We start from the raw sequence: 19,689 nt of genomic DNA, 5'->3' as shown, positions 1-19,689 counted from the left end.
CGCACGGCTGCCCGCGAGCCACAGGCCCGCCAGGCACCCGGGGCCGGCGTGGGCGTCCAGCCAATCTGGAGGTGCGCCATGAGCCAGTACCAACGCCTGCTGCTGGTCATCGACCCGGCAGCCCGGCACTCCCCCGCGATCCTGCGCGCCGCCGCCCTGGCCAGGGCCAGCGGCGCGGCCCTGCATATCGCCGCCTTGCTCAAGCCGGCAGCGATTCTTGCCCTGTTCGACCACAAGACCGGCGCCGAGGCCCGCGAGCGTCATCGCCTGGAGCACCGGCACTGGTTGCAGGAACAGGTGCAGCGCTTGCGTGGCCAGGGCGTCACGGTCAGCGGCGAGGTGGCCTGGGCCGACGACCTGCTGGAGGAAATCCTGCAGCACGTCGCCGAACTCGAACCCGACCTGCTGATTAAGGATGTGCAGCACGAACCGGCGCTGAAACGCGCCTTTCTCACCCCCATGGACTGGCACCTGCTGCGCCAGTGTCCGGTGCCGCTGTACCTGGTGGGCCGCGAGGGCCATGCCTTGCCGCGCAAGGTGGTGGCGGCGGTCGACCCGTCGCGGCCGGAGTCCCGGCACAACGGGCTCAACGAACGGATCATCGATGCAGCCAACAGTCTGGCCCTGCAATGCGATGCCGAACTGCACCTGCTACATGCCTGCGACGTGTCGTCGGTCTACCTGGGCGATGCCGGGGGCGGCGGGCTGACGCTGGCGGACCTGACGCACGAATTGCGCACGACCCTGGAGCGGGCCTTCCTCGAACTCGCCGAGCGCTACGGCGTGCCCCAGGAGCGTCGGCATTTCATTCTCGGCCAGCCGGTTACGGTGCTGGCCCGGTTCGTCGCCGAGCAGCAGGCAGATGTGCTGGTCATGGGCCGGGTGCATCGCCAGGGCCTGGAAAAGCTGGTGGGCAGCACTACCGAACACGCCTTGTATCAGGTGCCCTGCAGCCTGCTGGCGTTGTAGTCGGGCAGGGGAGGTAACGACATGAGTGACTATCCATCCTTGCAGATGACCCTGCGCGACCGCCGGGCGGCCGGGCAGGGGCTGGTCGCCGCGCTGGACAAATACCGCGGGCGGCCCGACGTGCTGGTGCTGGCGTTGCCGCGCGGCGGGGTGCCGGTGGCCTGGGAAATCGCCCGGGCCCTGGATGTGCGGCTGGACCTGATGCTGGTGCGCAAGCTCGGTGTACCCGGCCATGAAGAGCTGGCGATGGGCGCGATCGCCAGCGGCGGGGTGCGCATCCTCAACCAGGACGTGCTGGGCAGCCATCGCATCGACGATGCTGCGCTCCAGGCGGCGACCCAGCGCGAAACCCGGGAATTGCAGCGCCGCGAGCGAACCTATCGCGCCACCCGCGCCGCGCCGGAGCTGCGCGGCCAGGTGCTGATCCTGGTGGACGACGGGCTGGCCACCGGCGCCTCGATGCACGCTGCGGTACAGGCCGCGCGGGCGCAGCATCCGGCGCGGATCGTGGTCGCCGTGCCCCTGGCGCCGCAGGAAACCGTCGACACCCTGAGCTTCGAGGTCGACGAGCTGGTGTGCCTGATCACGCCGCTGTGGTTCGTGTCGATCGGCCAGGGTTATGTGGACTTTGCCCAGACCGAGGACGCCGAGGTGATTGAGCTGTTGCAGCGCGCCTGGGAGCGGCCATGTGAGGGCGGCCGCGGGTGATGCGTCCGGCCTGTTGAGCCCGGTGTGGGGCCTCCGGAACCAAAAGCGCCGTTGCCCCTCCAAGCAGTGCCCGACGCCTTGTGTGCCGGGCGAGGGACCCATGGGCGAGGGATTTTGCCATTGACGTGACGACCGCAACGGTCGGCCCAGGGCAAGACATGAAACAAGGCTTCAAGGTTTTCTGTATAGGGCTGCTGGCCGTCGGCCTGGCCGGCTGCATCGGCGCGCCCATCGAGTTGACCGCGCAGACCGAGCAACGCCTGCGCGCCCAGGCGCCGATCCGCTTTCTGCTGACCTTTGACGACGGCCCCAGCGCTTCCAGTTTCTACAACCCCACCGAGCGCGTGCTCGACGACCTGCTCGACAACCCGTTGCAACCGGCGATCAAGGCGCTGTTCTTCGTCCAGACCGGCGCCCCGCGGGCCGGCGCCAGCGACATCGGCCGCGCGCTGATGGCGCGCGAGCATCGTGAGGGGCATCTGCTGGGCTTTCACACCGCCACGCACTGGCACACCAACCATCGTTCGCTGGAACCGCGGGAGCTGGATGCGTCCCTGAACCGCGGCAGCGCCGACATCGCCCTGATCAGCGGCGTGCCGCCGATCCTGGTGCGCCCGCCATTCTGGAACTACGACAAGCGCACCTTCGCCGCCTATCAACGACATGGCCTGCAGGTATTGTTGACCGACCTCAGCGCCAACGACGGCAAGGTCTGGGGCTTCACCGCCAGCCCGCGGCGCCGGGCCAATATGCTGCGCCAGCTGTCGGAGGTCCGTGAACGCATCGCCCGAGGCGAGTTGCCGACGGTGGACGGGGCGATTCCGGTGGTGGTGACCTTCCACGACCTCAATCGCTACACCGCGCGGCATACCCGGGAGTACCTGCAGATCCTGCTGGACAGCGCCAGGGCCACGGGCCTGGCTACCGCGCCGAAGCCGTTCTACGACGACACCCTGGCCCTCCAGCGCGCCATCCTGGCGCGTACCGTGCGCAGCAGCGAACAGCCGGTGCGCCTGCCGGGCTTGTGGAACTGGCTGTGGGACGCCAACGGCCATTGAGCGCCGGCTACCGTCGATCCGCCGAGGCCGCGCGGCGCTTGCCGGCGGGGAATCATCGCGGCTTTTCACAGTCGTATGGAGACCCCGGCGCGGTGCGCCGGGGGCCTTTGCGATCAACGGATCCACCCCCGGTTCCAGGATGATGCCGGGCGCGAAAAATCCGCGCCCTGATGTGAGATAAATGGCCTTCGATTCTTTTGCACTGAGTGCAACAGAATTTCAAATCAGACTGCCTGGTTCAGTCGCCGCGTCAGGCACCAGAATGTGAAGCGTGATCATGTGCTTGAGATCGTAAGGCTGACCGCCCTTTGTGATCTTCACTGTCAGCACACCCTCAGCAAAATCCGTCTCTACGTCCACACCATCATCGACCTGGTTGATGGTGTAGCCCCAGCCCTCATCAACGGGCGGAAATGGAACGAGACCGAGACACCCTGTAATCCGATAAACCCCGGTCGATACTCGCGACGAAAAAACCTCACTTCCCCCCAGAGAAACGAGGTCATAAGTCGCACCAGTTGCACCGAGAACGTTGATTGCTGCTCTAGCCATGATTAGATCGCCTTCAATGTGCCGTCTGCGGCGCGGGTTGTGTTGGCTGTTGTGTACAGTTCAGCGGTTGAGGTCCAGCCCCCTGAGTTGTTTGTTGCCCTTGCAACAATTTTTACCTGGGCTGCCCCTTGCTGGATCGCAAGTTGTGCACTGAAACCTGGCGATGAGTACGGAAAGTTAAGAACTGACGAGTAATTGAGTAGTGTTGTCGTCGTACCGTCCATTGCATAGAAACCACCAGGTAGGCCAAGTGTTTCAATTGCCTGAATCGGCGCTGTCGTGCCCGCCAGACCATAGGTGCCAATCTTCACGGCATCAGTGATTCCGTACCCCGCTAGCGTGGTGGCTTTCGCAGCTTTACCTCCCAGCGCAGTCGCCATTGTCGCTGCGAAGTTGGGATCATTCCCGATTGCTGCGGCTTGCTTGCCCAACGTATCCAGGGCGGCGGGCGCAGACCCAACCACCGCCGCAATGGCGGTTTTCACAAAAGCCGTACTTGAGGCCTGAGTTGTGTTTGTACCCGCCGCAGCTGTAGGGACAGTAGGAGTCCCGGTAAATGCCGGGCTTGCAAGCGGCGCTTTTGCAGCTAAAGCCGTTTCAGTTGCAGCAGCATCAGCCTTGGTCGCGGGGTTGAAAGTTCCGCTATGCCACAGGGTGCGCGCGGGGGTCCAGTTCCCTTGAGCATTGACTGCGCGAACGACAATCAGAACATCGCTACCGCCTTGTTCGATTGCAAGTTGTGCCGAATACCCGGCGCTGGAATATGGCAGGTTCAAAACCGACGAGTTTTGAAGCAGGCCAGTATTGCCGATGCCCATCGTGTAGAAACCGCCAGGTAGACCAATTGTGTCAATCGCGGCGTTTGGGGTCGCGGCAGCACCGAGACCGTACTGTCCAACAGCGAGCGCATCGATGATGCCGTAGCCGCCTAGGGTCGTTGGCTTGCCGGAGGATATCTTGCCCCAGTCCAAAGCCGGTATGTCAGCGGCGGCCAAGGAACCGCCAGCTGTTACGAGGCCTTTGGTGTTGACTGTGACCTTCGAATACGCCCCTGCAGCTACGCCGCTATCGGAAAGCGTCAGAGTAATAGAGACGTTGGCAGAACCGTCAAATGAAGCGCTGCCACTACCCGCGCCACCAATTGAGATCGTGCGGGCGACCGCCAACCTGGTCGCCACGCCGATTGCTGTTACACCATCGACGACCTTCTGAAGCTGGTCTTTAAGCCACTGCGTGCGGCTCGCCAGTTGCTTGGCCTGCAGGTTATCGATGCCCTCGGGGCCACCGAGGACGGGATCGGAGGTTTCGAGTTGATAGATGCCGGGCGTCCATTCAATTGGTTCAGGTAGATCGGCCATTAGCTGCTCCCACGGTTGTATTGACCGTCACGACGTGCAACACCGTTGTGCCGGATCGCGACTTCCTGATAGTCGAGAGATACCAGACGGCAGCGTGCAGGGGCGACGGAAAGAAGAAGGCGGCGCAAGAGCGCAGCCTGATCATTGGTAATGACGCGTTTTAGAAAGACGCGATAAAGAGCCCACGCAGAGGGATCGCCGTGGACGTAGGTACCATTGCGAGTGATTGAGCCGTTGCGGATCTGGTTGTTCAGACCCTCCTGGATCGTTACCTCACCGAAGCCCAGCAAGCGGATAACCTCGCGGATAGCCCATGGATTGCCCTTGTATCGATGCAACTCGGCCGAACTCTTGATCAGGTTGCGCTTGGCATCCTCAGACTCGGCCAGCAACCAGGCCGCCTCGTCGATGAGGGAGAACTGGTCGGCCAGCACAGGCAGCAGTCGCGGTTTCACCAGGTCGACCAGGTAAACCAACATCGCATTGATATCCAGGCTGTCAAACGTCTCGTTGAGGAGCTCGCAGAGCAACGCAAAGCGCTCATCACCGGCCAGGGCTGGCGGTAGCTGTTGCTCAGCCATACGCCACCCCCGCATCCTCTAGCAGGATCGATGTGCAGTTCGCCCATTCATTACTCAGCAACTCGCGCCAGGCGCTGGGTAACTCCAGCTCGGCGCGATAAACGCCATTCACCTGCAGCAGCGCCGTTATCTGCTCCTGGACAAGATCACGGCCGAGCCCGGCACGGCGTTCAACCGCATACGCGTCGGCAGTAGCCCTGGCCGCCTTCATCGCTTCGGCTCGATCTGCTGTCGCGTAAAAGGTCAGGCGCGCCTTGATCTGGTAGTTCACTTCGATGGGCGCAAGGACATGCACGGTGTCGCATAGAGGGCGCACCTTTTCACCAGAGACCTGGCTCTTGATCTGCTGCAGTAGATCGCCAGTAGGCAAGCCGGTGTTGGTAAGCGGGAACAAAGCTACATGGCCATCTAATTGACCTTCGTCCGGCCCGTGCACGGCGACATCGATGATCGACTGATGTACAGCCAAGGCATGGTAGCGATAGGCGCCACGACTGCCGGCATTGCTGAAGGCTTCAGGGGCCAGGATGATCCGCTCGCGGTAGCGGTCATCATCTTCATCCTCGGCACCTTCGGCAGTGACACTGGTGTTGGTCGCTGTTAGGCCCGCTGCAGGTGAGTTCCCGATGCTGCTGATCTGGCCGACGGCCCAACCGTTGCCAACCACCCCAGTTGCAAGACAGGTCGCCGTTGTGCCTACCTGTGTTTGGCCAGCGGGAATGATTACATCCTGGTCAGTCAGGAATGTGATCTTGGCGTCTTGGGTGCTGACCCGAGTACCGGCCGGTATCAGCAATTGCTGCTGAACTGCGGCCGGCACGCTGAAGCGGATCGGGCAACGTGCTGGGGCCGCCAACAGCCTGGGAGTTGCAACCAGTTCGCCCAGGTAATCCAAGATGGGGCCTTTTGCGAAACGCACCAGGGACTGCTCGCCGGCATTTTGAATGGCCATGTCGGAGAGCGTCTTGGCGTAGGCAATCAGGTCGATAAAAAGCCGCTCGACCTGGGCGGGATACAGGGTTTTTCCCGACTTGGCCTCATAGCGGGCAATCAGGGCGGCCTCGGTCGCGGCCGGATCGATCTCGACAAAGACGGGTTTAGGCAGCTCGCGCATAGGGCACCTCGGTCAGTTGGGTGACACCATCCGCAACACGCCACTGCACCCGCACTCTGATCTGCGACTCTTCAATCAGCACCTGCACCTGCACGACCGAGATGCGGGTTTCCCAGCGACGAAGGGCGTCGACAGTTTCCCGCACCAGGTGCGGCGTCACGCGGTTAACAGGCCAGTCGATATACAAATGCAGGTTGCTGCCGAAGTCCGGCCGATGAGCGTCGGCGCCCTTGGGCGTGGTGAGGATGATGCGAATGGACTGGTCGATATCGCGCAGGCCCTCGACAACCGCCCCGGATGTACCGAGGGCGGGCTGCCAGTGGGCGGCGGTGATACTGGTGTAAGTGATGGGCGTCGTCATGCGCCCATAATGCAAAAGCCTGCTGACGCAGGCTTTTAATCGAGTTTAAAGAGTCCCTGGACCGGGCTTAATGGCTATGGTGGTTCGAGTTGCCACCGACATCCAGGATAGTCCCTGTCGCATTGACATTGCCGTTCACACTCACGTCGCCATTCACCTGCAGGTTGCCATTCAAAGTGACCTGCGGGATATCCAGAGTCGCTGAGGGTGCCATCACCACCACCGGCTCACCGGCTTCGACAGTGATGTTCCGGCCGCACTTCACCAGCAACGCCCCCACGCAATCCAAGGTCATCACCCCGGCCGCTCGGTCGTAGGTGGAGACTGTCCCGTCACTGAACCGCACATAGTCCGTGTCCTCGTCGACCACAGGCGGCGGCTCGGCTGTCGAATAGATCCCGCCCAGGTAAACGCCACCCACGCCGTCAGAGTCCAACAGCACCGCAACCTGTTCCTTCAGCTCGGGCATCAACGGCCGGCGTTGGGTGCCCTGGGTATTACGTTGCGGCACGTTGAGCCAATAGCTCTCAACGCCGTCACGATCATCCAGGCGCACCCGGATACGGCAGGACATGTAGTCCACGGCGCTAACCTCGCCGTACTCCAGTTGAACACCCATTAGGCGACCACCTCTTGTTGAATGCCGTAGGTCGACAGCGCCAGATCAGGCTTGGTGCTGTCCTGGGTCATCGAGATCGAGGGCGCCGAGACACGGCAAGACTCCAGGTCAACGATGTAGCCGCCGCTGCGGGTCATTTCGTGCCGGGCTGAAGTGATCAGGTAGTTGCCTCCGAGCTTGCCAGCGGCCGCCAGTGTCACGATGTTGCCGCTGACCAGGTTGGGCCGGCCCATGGCGGTCCAGGCGCCTGTTGTGCGCTCGCGGTTGGCCCTGGCCAGCTCGGCCTTGGCTTTCGCCTTGGCCTCTTCTGCAGAGGCACTGCGCTTGCGTTTCTTCTTTGTGTCGCCGCTGGTTGTGGCCTTACTTGAGCTGCTCGGCACCGCGACAGTTTCACCCTTATTGTTGATGGTGTACGAGATCAGTTTTTTGGTCGCCGGCTCCTTGTGCTTGACCTCAACGGCCTTCGGCACTTCCCGGATCTGGTCACGCAGAGTGACGTTGGCCAGGTCTCCCAGCACCATGGACGCGACCGGCACGCCCTTGACTAGCGCGCTGATGGCATGGAACACCATGCGCTTTCCGGTCACCTTGAACGCATAGTCGTACTCGCCCGCCAGGTTGCGCAGAAACTCCAGGTCCGACTCCTGCTGCGTCAGCCGGTCGAGCTTGATCGGTTCGATACTGCCAATCAGCTCCAACCCCTGGCGAGTGGCGACCTGTTTCGCTACCGCGTCCAGGGTCGTATTCTCGTAGGCCTTGTGTTCAGGGGTGCGCAACGGACTGTTGATGCCGGTGCCGAGGGCACGAATCGTGACCGATGATGCAGGACAGCGCAGTTCGATCCCATCGATCTCAAACCGGCCCACCTCGCGCAGTGGCTTTCCTTCCCAGCCAATGGACAGCGCCAGGCTATCGCCGTGTCCTGGATACCAGGCATCGCGCCATTTACCTTCGGCGTCCTCCAGCTCGACGTCCAGGCTGTCGGCCTGGCCAGACAAGAAGTCCATGTAGGTCAGTGACAAGAGGTGTTCGCTGATGTTGCGGGTGATATTGCGCTGCTGGTAGGTCAGGACGAAGCGCGCCTCGGGCACCTGCTCGGGAATCATCGCATCCATGGTGGCAGGTCCTCAGTCGTGGCCACGGGCTCAAGGACCGGAATGGCCAGGGTCAACCCGGCCGGCAAGGCTCCGGTGATCGGCACATGCATGTTGGCCTGAACGATCGGCAAATACCGATGAGCATCGCCGTAGTAGCGCCAAGCCAACTGGTCCCAGCGTTCACCTTCGGTCGTGACATGGGTCAGAAACATCAGGCTTTCCTCGTCAGAACGTCTGCAGCAAGGCCCGCCAAGCGAGTACTGGCACCGTCCATAGTGGTGAGGGCCTGGTCCAGCGACTGACGGGACGCGGTGAACCGATCCACGATGTTGCCCAGGTCGACCGGATCGAGCGCGGATCGAGCCCCCATCACACTGCTCAGCACGTCTTCCCCGAGGCGCGACAGATCCGCGCCGTCATCGAGCAGGCCCGCAGCTGCAGTCAGCCCCTGTAACGGCTCGACGGCCCTGGCAGTGACACCCAGCAGTTGGGGCACCTGGCCAAGGATCATCGAGGCGTTGCCGCTCTTGACCGTCTCGTACAGGTTCTGGCCAGCCTTCAGCATGTTGCCGGCCGTCTTGGCATGGCCGATCACTGCTTGCACGGTACTGGGGGCTGGCATCAGTCGAGAGATGAGTCCGGGCGATCCTGCTGCAGCTGCAGACGTGCCACTCAAGGCCGTATTGAGTAGACCAGGACGAGCCACCTTGCGCGTGAATGCTCCAGTGTATTCCTTCAGGCTCAGCTGAACCGTTGCAGAGTTGATCTGGCCCGTTGCCGTTGCGCGGCGGATGGTGTTGCCGATGTTGGCGATGACATAGGCGCCATGGTACTCGCCAGAGCCCATCACGAACGCCAGGGGTTCGTGCTTGGCCTTGGCCTGGCGCAATGCCCGCAAGCGCGCCTCGGGATCGCCCAGGACAGGATGCAGCTCAATGGTCAGGTTGCATTCGTCCAGCCCTTCACCGATCCATTCCAGCAACGGCTTGCCCTGGATACGGGCATGCTCGGCCCAATCGGCCGAGCCGCTTTGCTCCATGCCGCTGATACCGCCAGCAACGGTGAATTCGATCTCGCCCAGGATGGCAAACATCACACAGGCCCTCCATCAGACGAGCCATAGCTCAGGCGGCGCTTGTCGTGCATGTAACGCTCCATCATCCGCAGAAACTCGGGATAACTCGCCTGCAGCGCCTGGCCGACCTGATCGCGAACACCAGGGCCACCTGGCACGGTGATCTGCGGGGAGAAGTTGAAGACGGGTTGACCGCCTGCAGCTGCAGCACCAGGAGTTGTGCCGCCGCCACTGCCCATCATGCTCGCCCTGGATACGTCGACCGGGTTCGGCGGTGCGAGGTCGACACCCGATTGCGCCGCCATGCCCATCGCGGCCTTACGCACTAGGCCGGCCTGTGTACTGATACCAATGGCGGCGCCTTCGCTGATGTTGGCCCCGTACCCCATGAACACGCGGCTCGGCGACTGGATGCCGAGCGTCTCGGTGAACCAGCCTTTCACCGACGAGCCGACACCGACCACGCTTTCTTTCAGCGAGCTGGCCATGTTGCGAATGCCGTTGATCAGGCCCGTGACAATCATGCCGCCGAAGTCTGTGAACTTGGCTGGCAACTCAACGCCGAAGTAGCTCATGACTCCGGCGAACGCCCGATAGAACAGGCCCAACGGCGAGAAGTTGGTAATCAGCTGAGCCACACCGCCAAGGCCGCCGCTAAAGGCTTGCGGTATTTCGCTGATGCCCTCCAGTACCCAGCGGATAGGCGCCATCAGTGCGGACAGGACGCCACCCACGGCCCGACCAAACTCGACCCCTGACCAGGTGGCACGGCCCAGTGCATCGCCAGTGACTTGCACCGGGCTAAACAGCTCACGGAACCATTTAGTCACCGGCTGGATGAAAGTCCCCAGTTGTGCGAGCAGTGGCCCTACCGGAGCAAAGGCGGCAGTGAAGGCATCCCGGATGGGCTTGAGTCCATCAACAAGCCCCGTGAAGAAACCAATAGTCCAGGCCCTGATGGGCTCCCAGTTTTTGTAGATCGCAAGTCCGGCTACTGCGACAGCAGCAATGCCGGCCACGATCCAGCCAATAGGTGTGGCTGCCAGCGTTGCGCCAAATGCAGCCACGGCACCAGTCAGCCCCGGCATCAAAGCAGTCACGCTGCCAACACCGGTTATCAATGGAGCGAACCGTGCAGCCAGCAGAGCGCTATTCAACAACGCAGTCTTGGCAGTCAGCAACGACATAAAAGTTCCGACACTGTTTAGCGCCGAGGCTCCGAGATTGGCGCCATACTTCAGCCCAATAAACCCGAGCTTGAGGGCGACAACGGCGGTGACTGTCTTAACAACACCGCTGACCAGGCCCGGATTATTCTCGGACCAGACCGCAAACGAACGAACAACAGGCACAACCGCCTGGGTGATCTCTACCAACGACGGCAGCAGTGCACCACCGAAAGCGATACCGACCTCTGACAAACTAATGGTGAGTGCTTTAAGTTGTTCTTTTGCGCTCCCCATGCGCTTTTGCCACTTTTGATCAAGAACGCCCTGATCAGCCGCACTCACACTACTTTTTTGGATGTCAGCCCCCTCGGCCCGGTTGGCCAAGGCTGGCCGAAGGTAGGACAGCGCCTGTTGATCACGAAACAGCTCACCCAACTTGTAGGCTTCATTAAGTCGACTCAGAGCGATTTCGCGCTCCTGGTCATCCTTTATAGCCATGACCTTTTGCAACTGCGCGGCCGCAGCCGGACCTTTAGTCCCCATGTACTGAGTAACAACTTCCAACATGGCTTGCGTAGGGGTCAGTCCTTTATTAACCATGTTGGCCAGCGCATCCTTGATATCAATGCCCGCGTCATTAAATGCCTTGATCGTGTCCGGGGCGGTCAGCTTGGAAAGGAAGTTTTTAAAGTTGTTGGCCGCCTCGTCATTGCTCCCTGCACCCTTACGAGCGATCTGCAGGGACGCGCCGATCTCGGCGACAGCCCGCTCGCCAGTGATGCCCAGGGCGGCGAACTGCGGTGTCAGCTGGGGCAGCCACTTGGCCATGTCCTTCAGTTCAAACTGGCCACGATCCCCCGCATAGGCCAGCATGTTCATAGCGCGCTCAAAGCCGGCCGCACCGATTCCGAGGTTGTCATTAAGTGCAATGGCGACAGACCCAAGATCCTCCATAGCGGCCCGCGTACCTGTCGCGGACTTCGCCATTAGCGGTGCGTAGGCAGCCAGTTCCTTAGAACTGGAGATGCCACCGGCAATCAGCACGCCTGTGCCCCTGGCAACCTCGGCTTGGGTCTGGTTCCACTTCAGCGCAGAGCCACGCATCACATCGCTGAGGCGTTTTTCTTCAGCCTCATCGAATCCGCCTGTAATGGCGATGTCACGAGTTTGGTCTTTAAAGTCGATGGCTGTCCGCATCGACTGGAAAACTGGAGCCCCAACCACGGCTGCAGTCCCCAGCGTTTCCATTGCCTGGCCACGAAGCTCACCGCGTTGGTTTTTCAGCGTTGCACCTCTGGTAATGCTGGCGTTGAGGTTCTCCTGTTTGATCTTGAGTTGGTCAATCGCTCGACCGACCTGGTCATACTGGCGGCGCATACGCTCGATGCCAGTACCACCACGCGCCAGAGACGCGGCCAGCTCGGTCCCTATGAGCTTTTGTTTGGCCGTCAGGCCATCGGTCGCTCGCCCGAGCTGCTGCACTGTTGACTTGGCAGAACCGAATGCGGCACTCAAGGAGCCCGACACGGCGGCCCCTATTCGTAATCCGACTAAGACTTCATTCGCCATAGAGTACCCGGCAGGCTATTTGATTGAGGGTGTGCGCCTGAGACGTAGGCGCACGGTAGGACGAAGACTTGAGGGACTGCCGATCAGCGGTTCATCTGCTCGGCAATCTCGTTGCGGCGGTCAATCTCACGTCGACACACATCGACCCAAAACCAATACCGCTCCATGTCCAGCTCGTCGATCTCAGACGGCTGCATCCTCAGCACCAGCAACAGGGCCTCGTCCCAGGACTGCAGCAAGGTCTCCTCCGTTAGCCATTTCCCGCAACACCTCGGTGGCTAACTTAGAGTCAGCGATATCGAACTCGCTGAGGTCCTCATGGGTGATACCCAACAGTTTGGCGACGAGCATGTCTTCCAACTCGGCTTCGTTTTTGGTGGCTGACTGGGCAGCGCTGATGTCTTTGCGCTTCAGGCGTTTGATGGGCAACTTCGAGATCGTGTCGCCGGCGGCATTTTTGAAAGGAAACTTGAGGGTGAAACTGAGTACTTCGGCCATCTTTGTTGCTCCATGTTGTCGGTTTAATCGACTGCTTAAGGAGCCCAGAGCATCGCACCTGGCCGTAGCGATGACTTTTAATCGAGTTTAAAGACGAAGCCCCGCACGATGGCGGGGCTTCGGTTTGCCGTCCTGGCGGCTCCAGTCCGTTGGAGCTAGTCCTGGTCAAGCATCAGTAGTGGCGGCAGCATTGGCACTTACAACGCGGTGTCATCTGATAGCGGCCGGTCGCCAATGTCATGCTCAGTGCCTCAGCCAAAACCTCTATCGGGGTTTCCTCCAAGACCTTGCCCCAGTATTGTCTGGCACGCATAAAGTCGAAGTCTCGACGCACCTGCATATCGATGCATCTCATTAAATCATCGCGCTTTTTTTCTCTTACTTGCTGTTCTTCAGGAGTCAAGGACATGACCACCTCCAATATCAAACGATTCGACGAACTCACCGGCCAGATACTCGGCGTGTTGTATGAGAGTTTTCCGGTGCCACGCGTCCTGTTACTTAAGGATCTCATCTCTGACGGCATTTCATTCGATGAGCGCGTGGGGTTCGATGTTCCCAATGAAAACGGCGAGTTCCTTTTTGCCTGTATCGACTGGCTGACCGAGTCAGGCTACCTGCGCTTCCAAAGCAAGATTCAAGCTACCGGTTACTCGGAGTGTGTACTGACCGCCAAAGGTCTTGAGGTGCTGAAGGCAACCCCGGATAGCCTCAGCACCGAATCGAGCCTTGGTGAGCAATTGATTGACGCATCCAAAACAGGAGCCAAGAGCTTGATCGGTGACCTCGCCGGACAAGCCCTGTCCATCGGAGTTAAGTTCGCTACCAATCACTTAGGCCTCCCTGGCTAACTTAGGCCTGACCGATATTCTTCCGGTACTTGGACAACTGGTCTTCACCACCGACCCGGAAGATGTTGGACAGGTAATCCAGCAACACGACTTCCTCACCGTTGAGTACCTGGCGCACGTAGGTAGCCGAGAACGGCGTTTCATACTTTGCCGGGTCGCGTGGTTTATGACTGCCCAGCTGGTACTCCTTGCCGGTGATTGTCATCATCGTGACCAGCGGGATCTCGTCGACCAAGCCACCGTTGTTGAATACCTGTACGTTTGAACGGCATTGCAGCTGGATGCTCTTGAACGGAGTCACCAGCTTCTTTGCCGCGTCTGAGTACAGGCTGTTCCAGGTGATCTTGCCTTCCAGCTTATCGAGGCCATCCGGCAGTTCGATCAGGCCAACCATGCCCAGCCCCTGAAAGTCGCTAGTCACGGTCTTGATCGAGCCCAGATCGATCTCTTCGGACTTGCCAAAGAAGCTGGTGCCGTCCAGGTAGATGTTGGCGTTGGAAATACGGTGTGCGCTAAAACCGGCCATTTATGCGGCTCCTAAGTTGACCAGGTATTCCCCGGTGATTTCAGTTTCGAAGGTGCCGCGCTCGAATGGCACAGGTACACCGAGCTTGTAGCTGAACAGGACGTGCCCCAGCTCCAGCTCGGTTTGCGGATTGCGTGCGGGGTCAAACCAACACTCGCCGCCAAGCAATGCCTCGTCGCCAACCAGCTTACGGATGAACAAGTTGACGCTTTCGCTGACGCTAGTGATCAGCGAATCGGTGACCGGCATGTCGACAAACTGCAACGAGCTGTAGCGAATCGACTCGTCCACCACGTCCTTGGTACGCCGCACGTTTTCAAAGTTGCGCGTGTGGGTCACGGTAGGCCAGGCGGCGGAACGGTTACCCCATAGACGGAAGCCGGTGCCGAAGGAGTTGAAGACGGTAGTGATACCGTTTTCGTTGAGCAGATTGACCTCACTGTTCGGGTCATCGATCCGAGCCGTCAATGGTCGTTCCAGGCCGATGACGCCAACCAGTTCCTGGTTGGACATGCTCCACCAGTAGCCCTTGTCGTTATCGATCTTCGCCCGCAGGCCTGCTGCGCGGATCGACAATGGCTGCAGGCGCGTCCCATCGGTTGCTGCGTCGTACACCTTTACATGCGGATAGCACAGACGCACACGGTCGCTGCTGGTGTTGAAGTTGATAGTCCCGGCCGGGCCGCGCCCGGCAATCACTTGCTGCACCGTGGTCCCGATAGGCGCATCGATGTATGTGAACGCACTGACCTGCACGGCCGAAATGATCAGTTCGACGCTGACAGAGTTCAGGGTACTGAAGCCCGGCGCAATGAAGATTTTCGGGAAGTACCCCAGCAAGTTGTAGCTGTCCTGGAAAGCCTTCAAGCCAGTACGCCGGCCGGCAACGGTGACCCCGCCGATGATATCGGCCGGGGTGACTTTGCTCGGGTCAGCATGGGTGTAGTCCGCCTTCACCGAGGCATTGGCGGGAATGCTCCCGGTTGCCAAGCGTTTCACCCGACCGATCAACGTATCAGCCGTGTAGTCGGTGCCCAGCACGTACTCGGTGTCGCCATTCATCGACTTGACGGTCAGTTGTTGCAGCCCACCATGCTCCAGCTGCAGCAGCTCGTTATCACCGAACTGCTTTTCCTGGCCTACGACGTTGGTGCGGTGAACTGCCGGATCGAGGACGTTGACGACCAGCACCGTACCGGCGCCGAAGTCGTAGATACCTTCCAGAGCTTCAGGAATGCTGAAGCCGGTGAGGTGCGAGCCGAACTGAGCGGCGTCTACTTCGTTAAGGGATTGGGTCAGCTCGTTGACCGGCCCGATAGGCGCCGTGCCGACCAGGGCGATTACCGCCGACTTGACCACCCGAATAGGCCGAGGGCCGCGCTCGACTTCAATGGTTTCGATACCGTGCAAAAAATTAGCAGGCATTGAACTTACTCCTGTTCAGGTTTCTGAGGCGTAGCTGCAGCCTTGCCGGTTGGCTTCGCTTCAGGCGGTGCAAGTACCAGGTGCTTGAGTTCCAGCAACACCAGGGTGTACTCGTGGTCGGCTGGCAACTCGACGGGTTTCCCCGGCTGCAGTTGCACGTCCAACAGTTCGCGGGCATCGCCTACCTGCAGAGTGGCGCCGCTCTGCGGGCCGTTATAGATGTAGCGGGTAAGTTTCATTGGTCTTCCTCGAAACGAACTTGTGTAAGCAGCGGGCCACTTTCGGGGCCCATGATCTGCAGTTGAGTGGCACGAACAGCGAAGTCCTGGGCGTATTGCCAAACCCCAGACTGGTGGCCGATGAACATCTCGCTCACCGGCCGACATGCCTGATCGCAATGCGGTGCAAACCAGCCCGTCAGACAGCCGCGGATGTGGTCGAGGTAGCTGACCACCCCGTCCTTGCCATTGAGTTGACGGAATACCAGGGTCAGCCTGATGACAATGTTGCGGGCCTGGAACATCGAGTCTCCGGCTTCGGAGCCGCCGAAGGTCGACTTTCCGTAGGCCAGCAAGATCGCGCCCTGGGTATGGTTCAGGCGGTAACCCGATGGGTTCTCAGGGAACAGCTCGACCATCACCATCTTGCCGAAGGCCTCCTGCAGGCGATCCCGCATGGCTTCCAGAAGCTGCTCGGTTTGGGTCTTGGGTTGAGTCATCAGTAACGCTCCCAGAGATCGCCGCCGAACTGCTGGCGACGTGCCCGAACGCGGATTTCACCAGGCTCTGGCGCAGCCTGACCACCAGGCATACCCAGGGTGACTACACCGTCGCGGATGCTTTCCAGCAGCTTGATGGTGTCCTTGCGGCTGTCCTTCACTGCGTCGGGCAATGCCCCTTCGGGCCGGCGCTGATACAGCCAGTGCCGGGCCAGGTACACCACTGCATCGCGCAACACTGTTGGGACCGGATCGAGCGGCAGGTCGTAGCGGCCGCGAAGGTAGCCGTCGACCAGCTCTTCAGCCTGGCGGACGCCATCCTCAATGACGTCCTCGTTGGGCTCCATCGCGGCGGGGTCGTCGTTTGAGAGCTGCAGCAGGATCAGCTCAGGGATGGCCTTGCCGATATCGGCGCGAGTGCAGTAGCGCATGGCAGGCCTCAGATCCCCCGGACGATACGGATGACATCACCTGCAGCTGTCGCCGCGTCCATGGTGATGCCGTTAGCCTTTCCTGCAGCGAGCGTCACCGCTCGACCCGAAGCGTCGGACTCCACCTCGACACCAGCGGCCACAGCGGCACCGGCAGTAACCAGGCAGATGCCCAGGACACTGACCGGGGCCACGTTGTCCGCTTCGGTGTCAGCTTGAACCGTGCCCAGGGCCTTGGCTCCGGCGGCGCACAAGGCTCCGTTGAAGCCAGCGAAGAGGTAACGCGGGAGGTCAACCAGCGCCACGACCGAGGTGATGAGTACAGGTTGTTGAGTCTTCATTTTTTGCTCCCGGAAGGTTCGATAATTCGGCGGTCCAACAGCGGGTCTGCTTCTTCATCGTTCAAGAAAATTTCATCGCCCAGGTGATACCAGGTGCCGTCATGCAGCACGGACGACACATCGGTCACCAGGTAGCCAAGAAGCTCCGGCTCATCCGTGGCATCGTTTTTCAGATCTGCTGCATCACCAGAGGACGAGCCGGAGAGACGAATGGGCGCCCGAAACTCATCAAGCCGACCGTCCAGGCTCAGCTCATCCGAAGCGTTGGGACCATCAGCAGCCGGCGCACCAGGTGCGGGAGTTGCTGGAGTCGCAGTCTGATCGCCGGGCTGTTCGCCCGATGCTGCTGGGGGTGTCGGTGGAAGTGCTGCAGCAGCTGGTGCAGCTGCAGCGGTTTGGCTGACATCACCCTGAGCCGCATCAGCAGTTGAGGGGGTGCCCTTGGTTGGTTTAGCTGCCATGGGAACCTCAGCCGTTGATATCGGAGATCAGGTAACCGGCATCCGAGCCCACGACCACGGGCTTATAGATGTCGGTGTTACGGACGAAGCGCACCTTGCCGCCCGCACCGTTGTAGGTATCGATCTCGGGCATGCCCTTACGACGCAGGGTGTAGCCGAAGCTCGGTTCTTCATAGTTGCCCTGGGCGCCGGCCGCTGGCTTGGCCACGTAGGCCAGGGTCAGGTTGTCGCTCCAGATATCGGACGTATTCCGGGAGCCCGCCAGGCCTTCACCGATCAGGATGTTGTCGATACCGAACAGGACTTTCAGGTGTTCCAGGGTGATCAGCTTGCGCTCGTTGCTGCCCAGCGCTTCCTGGAGCTTGGGGTGGAACTTCAGGGACTGATACACCGAGGCGCCCATGGTGATCGTGTTGGGGCGGATACCGATGCGGCTACGGACCACTTCCTTGCCTTGTTCAACTACCGCGATAGGGTCGCCGCCGCCGTTGCTCCATTGGCTGGAGCCGACCAAGGTGACCTTGGAGCCGACTGGAAAGGTGTTAGGGTTCTGCGCCAGCTTGGCGCAGCTCACTTCACGACGCAGATCAATGGCATTGACCACACGCCGAGAGGCGTTCGACTCGGCGTCAAACATGGACTCGTTGCTCTCGCGGTAATCCACCGGATATGCGAGGTCGTGTTCACGCAGTACGACGTCCAGGGGCTCCAGGTCATCTGGGGTCATGATGTTGGACTGAGCACGAATCGCCCGCTCGGTGTCATAGACCTCGAAGGCCTCCTTGCCAAACAACGGGACGATCCCGGCTTCTTTATCCATCAATGCGATGGGGAACAAGCCTTCGCCAATGTACTGGGCGTTGCGATAGCCACGCGCCAAGGTGGTGAGGACCGGGTCAACGACCCGCAATGCCTTCAAACGATCAGCCATGATGACTCCTTGTTACTTGGAAAGTTGGCGAACTGCCGACTCGTAGGAAATGTTCTTGTCCGCCGCCAAGGCCGTTGCTCGGTTGTGCAAGTCGAGACGGTCGGGGTTGGTGTTCTTCTCGGCGAACTCCAGATCGGTCGATACGTGCACCTCGCCCTTGCGCTCCTTGCTCGCTTGCTCGGCGAAGTCGATCTGTTTCGGGAGGTCGTCGAAGATCGCCTTGAGGCCTTCGATTACCGGCTTGCGCTGATCGCCCTCGCCGAACTCCAGCGGTGCGTCACCCGCTTCGGCGAAGTCCAGGGCGGCAATCAGTGCGGCGGTGTGCTTGGGCAACAGCTTGCCCGCGCCGACCAGGCCTTCAGCGAAAGCCAGGTTCTTGCCATGACGTTGGGCAGCTTGGTCCTTCTGTTGCTGCGCCTGGTGTGCAGCCAGTTGGGTTCTGAGGCGCGTGTTTTCCGCCTCCAGGGCGGCCTTTTCCGTTGGGTTCACGGGGTGTTCCTCGGTGGTGGGTTTGCTGGGTGTGCTGGGTTCGGTGAATGAGGGGCGGTCGTCTTCGCGGCGGGACTCTGCCAACAGGTTGTCTACGTCCCAACCAGGTACAACGCGGTCAGCGGTTTCCTGGCCGAACTGGTCGATGAACCAGTCACGCAGACGGCGAAAGATCCCGGCCGAAACAGCGTCGCCGAAGTCGCCGAATTCGATTTCAACCACGCCATCGCCGTCATCGAACTCGATATCGGACAGGCCCTTGATGGCGGGTGGCTGGGCGCCAAGAAAACCGATATGGCGCAGGTAGTAGATGCCCGGCTTCGGATTGCGCGGGTCATCGGGTGCGTACCAGGAAGCCGAACGCGGATACCAGGTGCCAGCCGCAACACCTTCGGCGAAGTCGTTGTGGACCTGCTCAGGTACTGCCGTCGCTTCACCCTTGGTGTTGCGGCTGATGGACCGAACCCAGCCATAGGCCGGCCCGTTGTCCTTGGGGTGACCGATGACCAGGGGTGCCCGGTGTAGCGCTGGGTCATAACCGCTGATCGATGCCGCCAGGTCTGTCTCGGTGAACTCGACTTTTCGGCCCTGGCTATCGACATGCTTACCGGCACGAAAGAAAGGAATGGTTTTCATAGTCTGTGCACTTCAGTTGAAGGTGATGCACACAGACTGAGCCAATGCCCGGCCGAAGACTTTTAATCGAGTTTAAAGAGTGTCGCGGCGGTGTTGATGCGGCCAGGGTGCCATTGGCACCCGCGCAGTGGGATAGGAGTGAGGCAGCAGGG

25 protein-coding genes are annotated in these 19,689 nt (G+C 60.6%); 4 read left to right on the top strand and 21 right to left on the bottom strand.

Features of this window, described 5'->3' with window-relative positions:
• The first annotated feature begins 78 nt into the window (after positions 1–78).
• The 3 genes from TO66_RS16390 (at position 79) to TO66_RS16380 (ending at position 2,735) form a co-directional block, all read left to right on the top strand.
• On the top strand, positions 79–969 hold the full coding sequence (locus TO66_RS16390) for a universal stress protein (protein WP_044463310.1): 891 nt from the start codon (positions 79–81) through the stop codon (positions 967–969).
• Between the two features lie 21 nt (positions 970–990).
• Positions 991–1,677, top strand: coding sequence for a phosphoribosyltransferase (locus TO66_RS16385; protein ID WP_044463309.1), 687 nt, complete (start codon positions 991–993; stop codon positions 1,675–1,677).
• Between the two features lie 158 nt (positions 1,678–1,835).
• Positions 1,836–2,735 carry a polysaccharide deacetylase family protein gene (locus TO66_RS16380; protein WP_044463308.1) on the top strand — a complete coding sequence of 300 codons (900 nt, stop codon included), beginning with the start codon at positions 1,836–1,838 and terminating at the stop codon, positions 2,733–2,735.
• A gap of 219 nt (positions 2,736–2,954) precedes the next feature.
• Here the strand turns inward: TO66_RS16380 and TO66_RS16375 are convergent, their stop codons facing one another.
• The 12 genes from TO66_RS16375 to TO66_RS16310 form a co-directional block, all read right to left on the bottom strand.
• Positions 2,955–3,287 (bottom strand): hypothetical protein, encoded by a 333-nt coding sequence (locus TO66_RS16375; RefSeq protein WP_052506133.1) that lies wholly within the window; start codon positions 3,285–3,287, stop codon positions 2,955–2,957.
• Positions 3,288–3,289: 2 nt separating this feature from the next.
• The gene (locus TO66_RS33770) at positions 3,290–4,645 is read right to left on the bottom strand and encodes a hypothetical protein (RefSeq protein ID WP_052506132.1); all 1,356 of its coding nucleotides are present in this window, start codon (positions 4,643–4,645) and stop codon (positions 3,290–3,292) included.
• On the bottom strand, positions 4,645–5,226 hold the full coding sequence (locus TO66_RS16360) for a phage tail protein (RefSeq protein WP_044466065.1): 582 nt from the start codon (positions 5,224–5,226) through the stop codon (positions 4,645–4,647). The genes TO66_RS33770 and TO66_RS16360 overlap by 1 nt, the downstream gene beginning before the upstream one ends.
• A complete protein-coding gene (locus TO66_RS16355; protein WP_044463307.1) occupies positions 5,219–6,340 on the bottom strand; it encodes a baseplate J/gp47 family protein in 1,122 nt (373 codons plus the stop codon). Before TO66_RS16355 ends, TO66_RS16360 begins: the two co-directional genes overlap by 8 nt.
• The gene (locus tag TO66_RS16350) at positions 6,324–6,701 is read right to left on the bottom strand and encodes a GPW/gp25 family protein (RefSeq protein ID WP_044463306.1); all 378 of its coding nucleotides are present in this window, start codon (positions 6,699–6,701) and stop codon (positions 6,324–6,326) included. The genes TO66_RS16355 and TO66_RS16350 overlap by 17 nt, the downstream gene beginning before the upstream one ends.
• Positions 6,702–6,768: 67 nt before the next feature.
• Complete coding sequence (locus TO66_RS16345) at positions 6,769–7,320, bottom strand: phage baseplate assembly protein V (RefSeq protein ID WP_044463305.1); 552 nt, start codon at positions 7,318–7,320, stop codon at positions 6,769–6,771.
• Positions 7,320–8,426: a contractile injection system protein, VgrG/Pvc8 family gene (locus tag TO66_RS16340; RefSeq protein WP_310732163.1), complete on the bottom strand. Its 1,107-nt coding sequence runs from the start codon at positions 8,424–8,426 to the stop codon at positions 7,320–7,322. The genes TO66_RS16345 and TO66_RS16340 overlap by 1 nt, the downstream gene beginning before the upstream one ends.
• A complete protein-coding gene (locus TO66_RS16335) occupies positions 8,423–8,629 on the bottom strand; it encodes a tail protein X (protein ID WP_028684150.1) in 207 nt (68 codons plus the stop codon). Before TO66_RS16335 ends, TO66_RS16340 begins: the two co-directional genes overlap by 4 nt.
• Positions 8,629–9,510: a phage tail protein gene (locus tag TO66_RS16330; protein ID WP_044463303.1), complete on the bottom strand. Its 882-nt coding sequence runs from the start codon at positions 9,508–9,510 to the stop codon at positions 8,629–8,631. Before TO66_RS16330 ends, TO66_RS16335 begins: the two co-directional genes overlap by 1 nt.
• Positions 9,510–12,230, bottom strand: a complete 2,721-nt coding sequence (locus TO66_RS16325) for a phage tail tape measure protein (protein WP_044463302.1) — start codon at positions 12,228–12,230, stop codon at positions 9,510–9,512. The genes TO66_RS16330 and TO66_RS16325 overlap by 1 nt, the downstream gene beginning before the upstream one ends.
• A 183-nt stretch (positions 12,231–12,413) precedes the next feature.
• Complete coding sequence (locus TO66_RS16315) at positions 12,414–12,728, bottom strand: phage tail assembly protein (protein WP_044463301.1); 315 nt, start codon at positions 12,726–12,728, stop codon at positions 12,414–12,416.
• Between the two features lie 172 nt (positions 12,729–12,900).
• Positions 12,901–13,137 carry a hypothetical protein gene (locus tag TO66_RS16310; RefSeq protein WP_052506131.1) on the bottom strand — a complete coding sequence of 79 codons (237 nt, stop codon included), beginning with the start codon at positions 13,135–13,137 and terminating at the stop codon, positions 12,901–12,903.
• On the opposite strand from TO66_RS16310, the gene TO66_RS16305 reads away from it, so the two are divergent.
• On the top strand, positions 13,136–13,579 hold the full coding sequence (locus TO66_RS16305; RefSeq protein ID WP_044463300.1) for a hypothetical protein: 444 nt from the start codon (positions 13,136–13,138) through the stop codon (positions 13,577–13,579). The two genes, TO66_RS16310 and TO66_RS16305, sit on opposite strands and share 2 nt — an antisense overlap.
• Position 13,580: 1 nt before the next feature.
• On the opposite strand, the gene TO66_RS16300 is transcribed toward TO66_RS16305, so the two are convergent.
• From TO66_RS16300 to TO66_RS16265, 9 genes are read right to left on the bottom strand one after another with little or no spacing between them, the layout of a single operon-like run.
• Complete coding sequence (locus TO66_RS16300; protein ID WP_044463299.1) at positions 13,581–14,105, bottom strand: phage major tail tube protein; 525 nt, start codon at positions 14,103–14,105, stop codon at positions 13,581–13,583.
• Positions 14,106–15,530 (bottom strand): phage tail sheath subtilisin-like domain-containing protein, encoded by a 1,425-nt coding sequence (locus TO66_RS16295; protein ID WP_044463298.1) that lies wholly within the window; start codon positions 15,528–15,530, stop codon positions 14,106–14,108.
• Positions 15,531–15,535: 5 nt separating this feature from the next.
• Positions 15,536–15,769: a hypothetical protein gene (locus TO66_RS16290; RefSeq protein ID WP_044463297.1), complete on the bottom strand. Its 234-nt coding sequence runs from the start codon at positions 15,767–15,769 to the stop codon at positions 15,536–15,538.
• A complete protein-coding gene (locus TO66_RS16285) occupies positions 15,766–16,248 on the bottom strand; it encodes a Gp37 family protein (protein WP_044463296.1) in 483 nt (160 codons plus the stop codon). Before TO66_RS16285 ends, TO66_RS16290 begins: the two co-directional genes overlap by 4 nt.
• Positions 16,248–16,679, bottom strand: a complete 432-nt coding sequence (locus TO66_RS16280) for a gp436 family protein (protein WP_044463295.1) — start codon at positions 16,677–16,679, stop codon at positions 16,248–16,250. The genes TO66_RS16285 and TO66_RS16280 overlap by 1 nt, the downstream gene beginning before the upstream one ends.
• A gap of 8 nt (positions 16,680–16,687) precedes the next feature.
• On the bottom strand, positions 16,688–17,020 hold the full coding sequence (locus tag TO66_RS16275; protein WP_044463294.1) for a capsid cement protein: 333 nt from the start codon (positions 17,018–17,020) through the stop codon (positions 16,688–16,690).
• The gene (locus TO66_RS33395) at positions 17,017–17,481 is read right to left on the bottom strand and encodes a hypothetical protein (protein ID WP_156162076.1); all 465 of its coding nucleotides are present in this window, start codon (positions 17,479–17,481) and stop codon (positions 17,017–17,019) included. Before TO66_RS33395 ends, TO66_RS16275 begins: the two co-directional genes overlap by 4 nt.
• 7 nt (positions 17,482–17,488) lie before the next feature.
• A complete protein-coding gene (locus tag TO66_RS16270; RefSeq protein WP_044463293.1) occupies positions 17,489–18,412 on the bottom strand; it encodes a hypothetical protein in 924 nt (307 codons plus the stop codon).
• 12 nt (positions 18,413–18,424) lie between these two features.
• Positions 18,425–19,537, bottom strand: coding sequence for a hypothetical protein (locus TO66_RS16265; RefSeq protein WP_044463292.1), 1,113 nt, complete (start codon positions 19,535–19,537; stop codon positions 18,425–18,427).
• Positions 19,538–19,689: the final 152 nt, after the last annotated feature.

This window comes from Pseudomonas sp. MRSN 12121 (assembly GCF_000931465.1).
Classification (GTDB): Bacteria; Pseudomonadota; Gammaproteobacteria; order Pseudomonadales; family Pseudomonadaceae; genus Aquipseudomonas.
The sequence above is the reverse complement of the archived record's forward strand: the minus strand, read 5'-3'. Positions and strand labels throughout refer to the sequence as shown.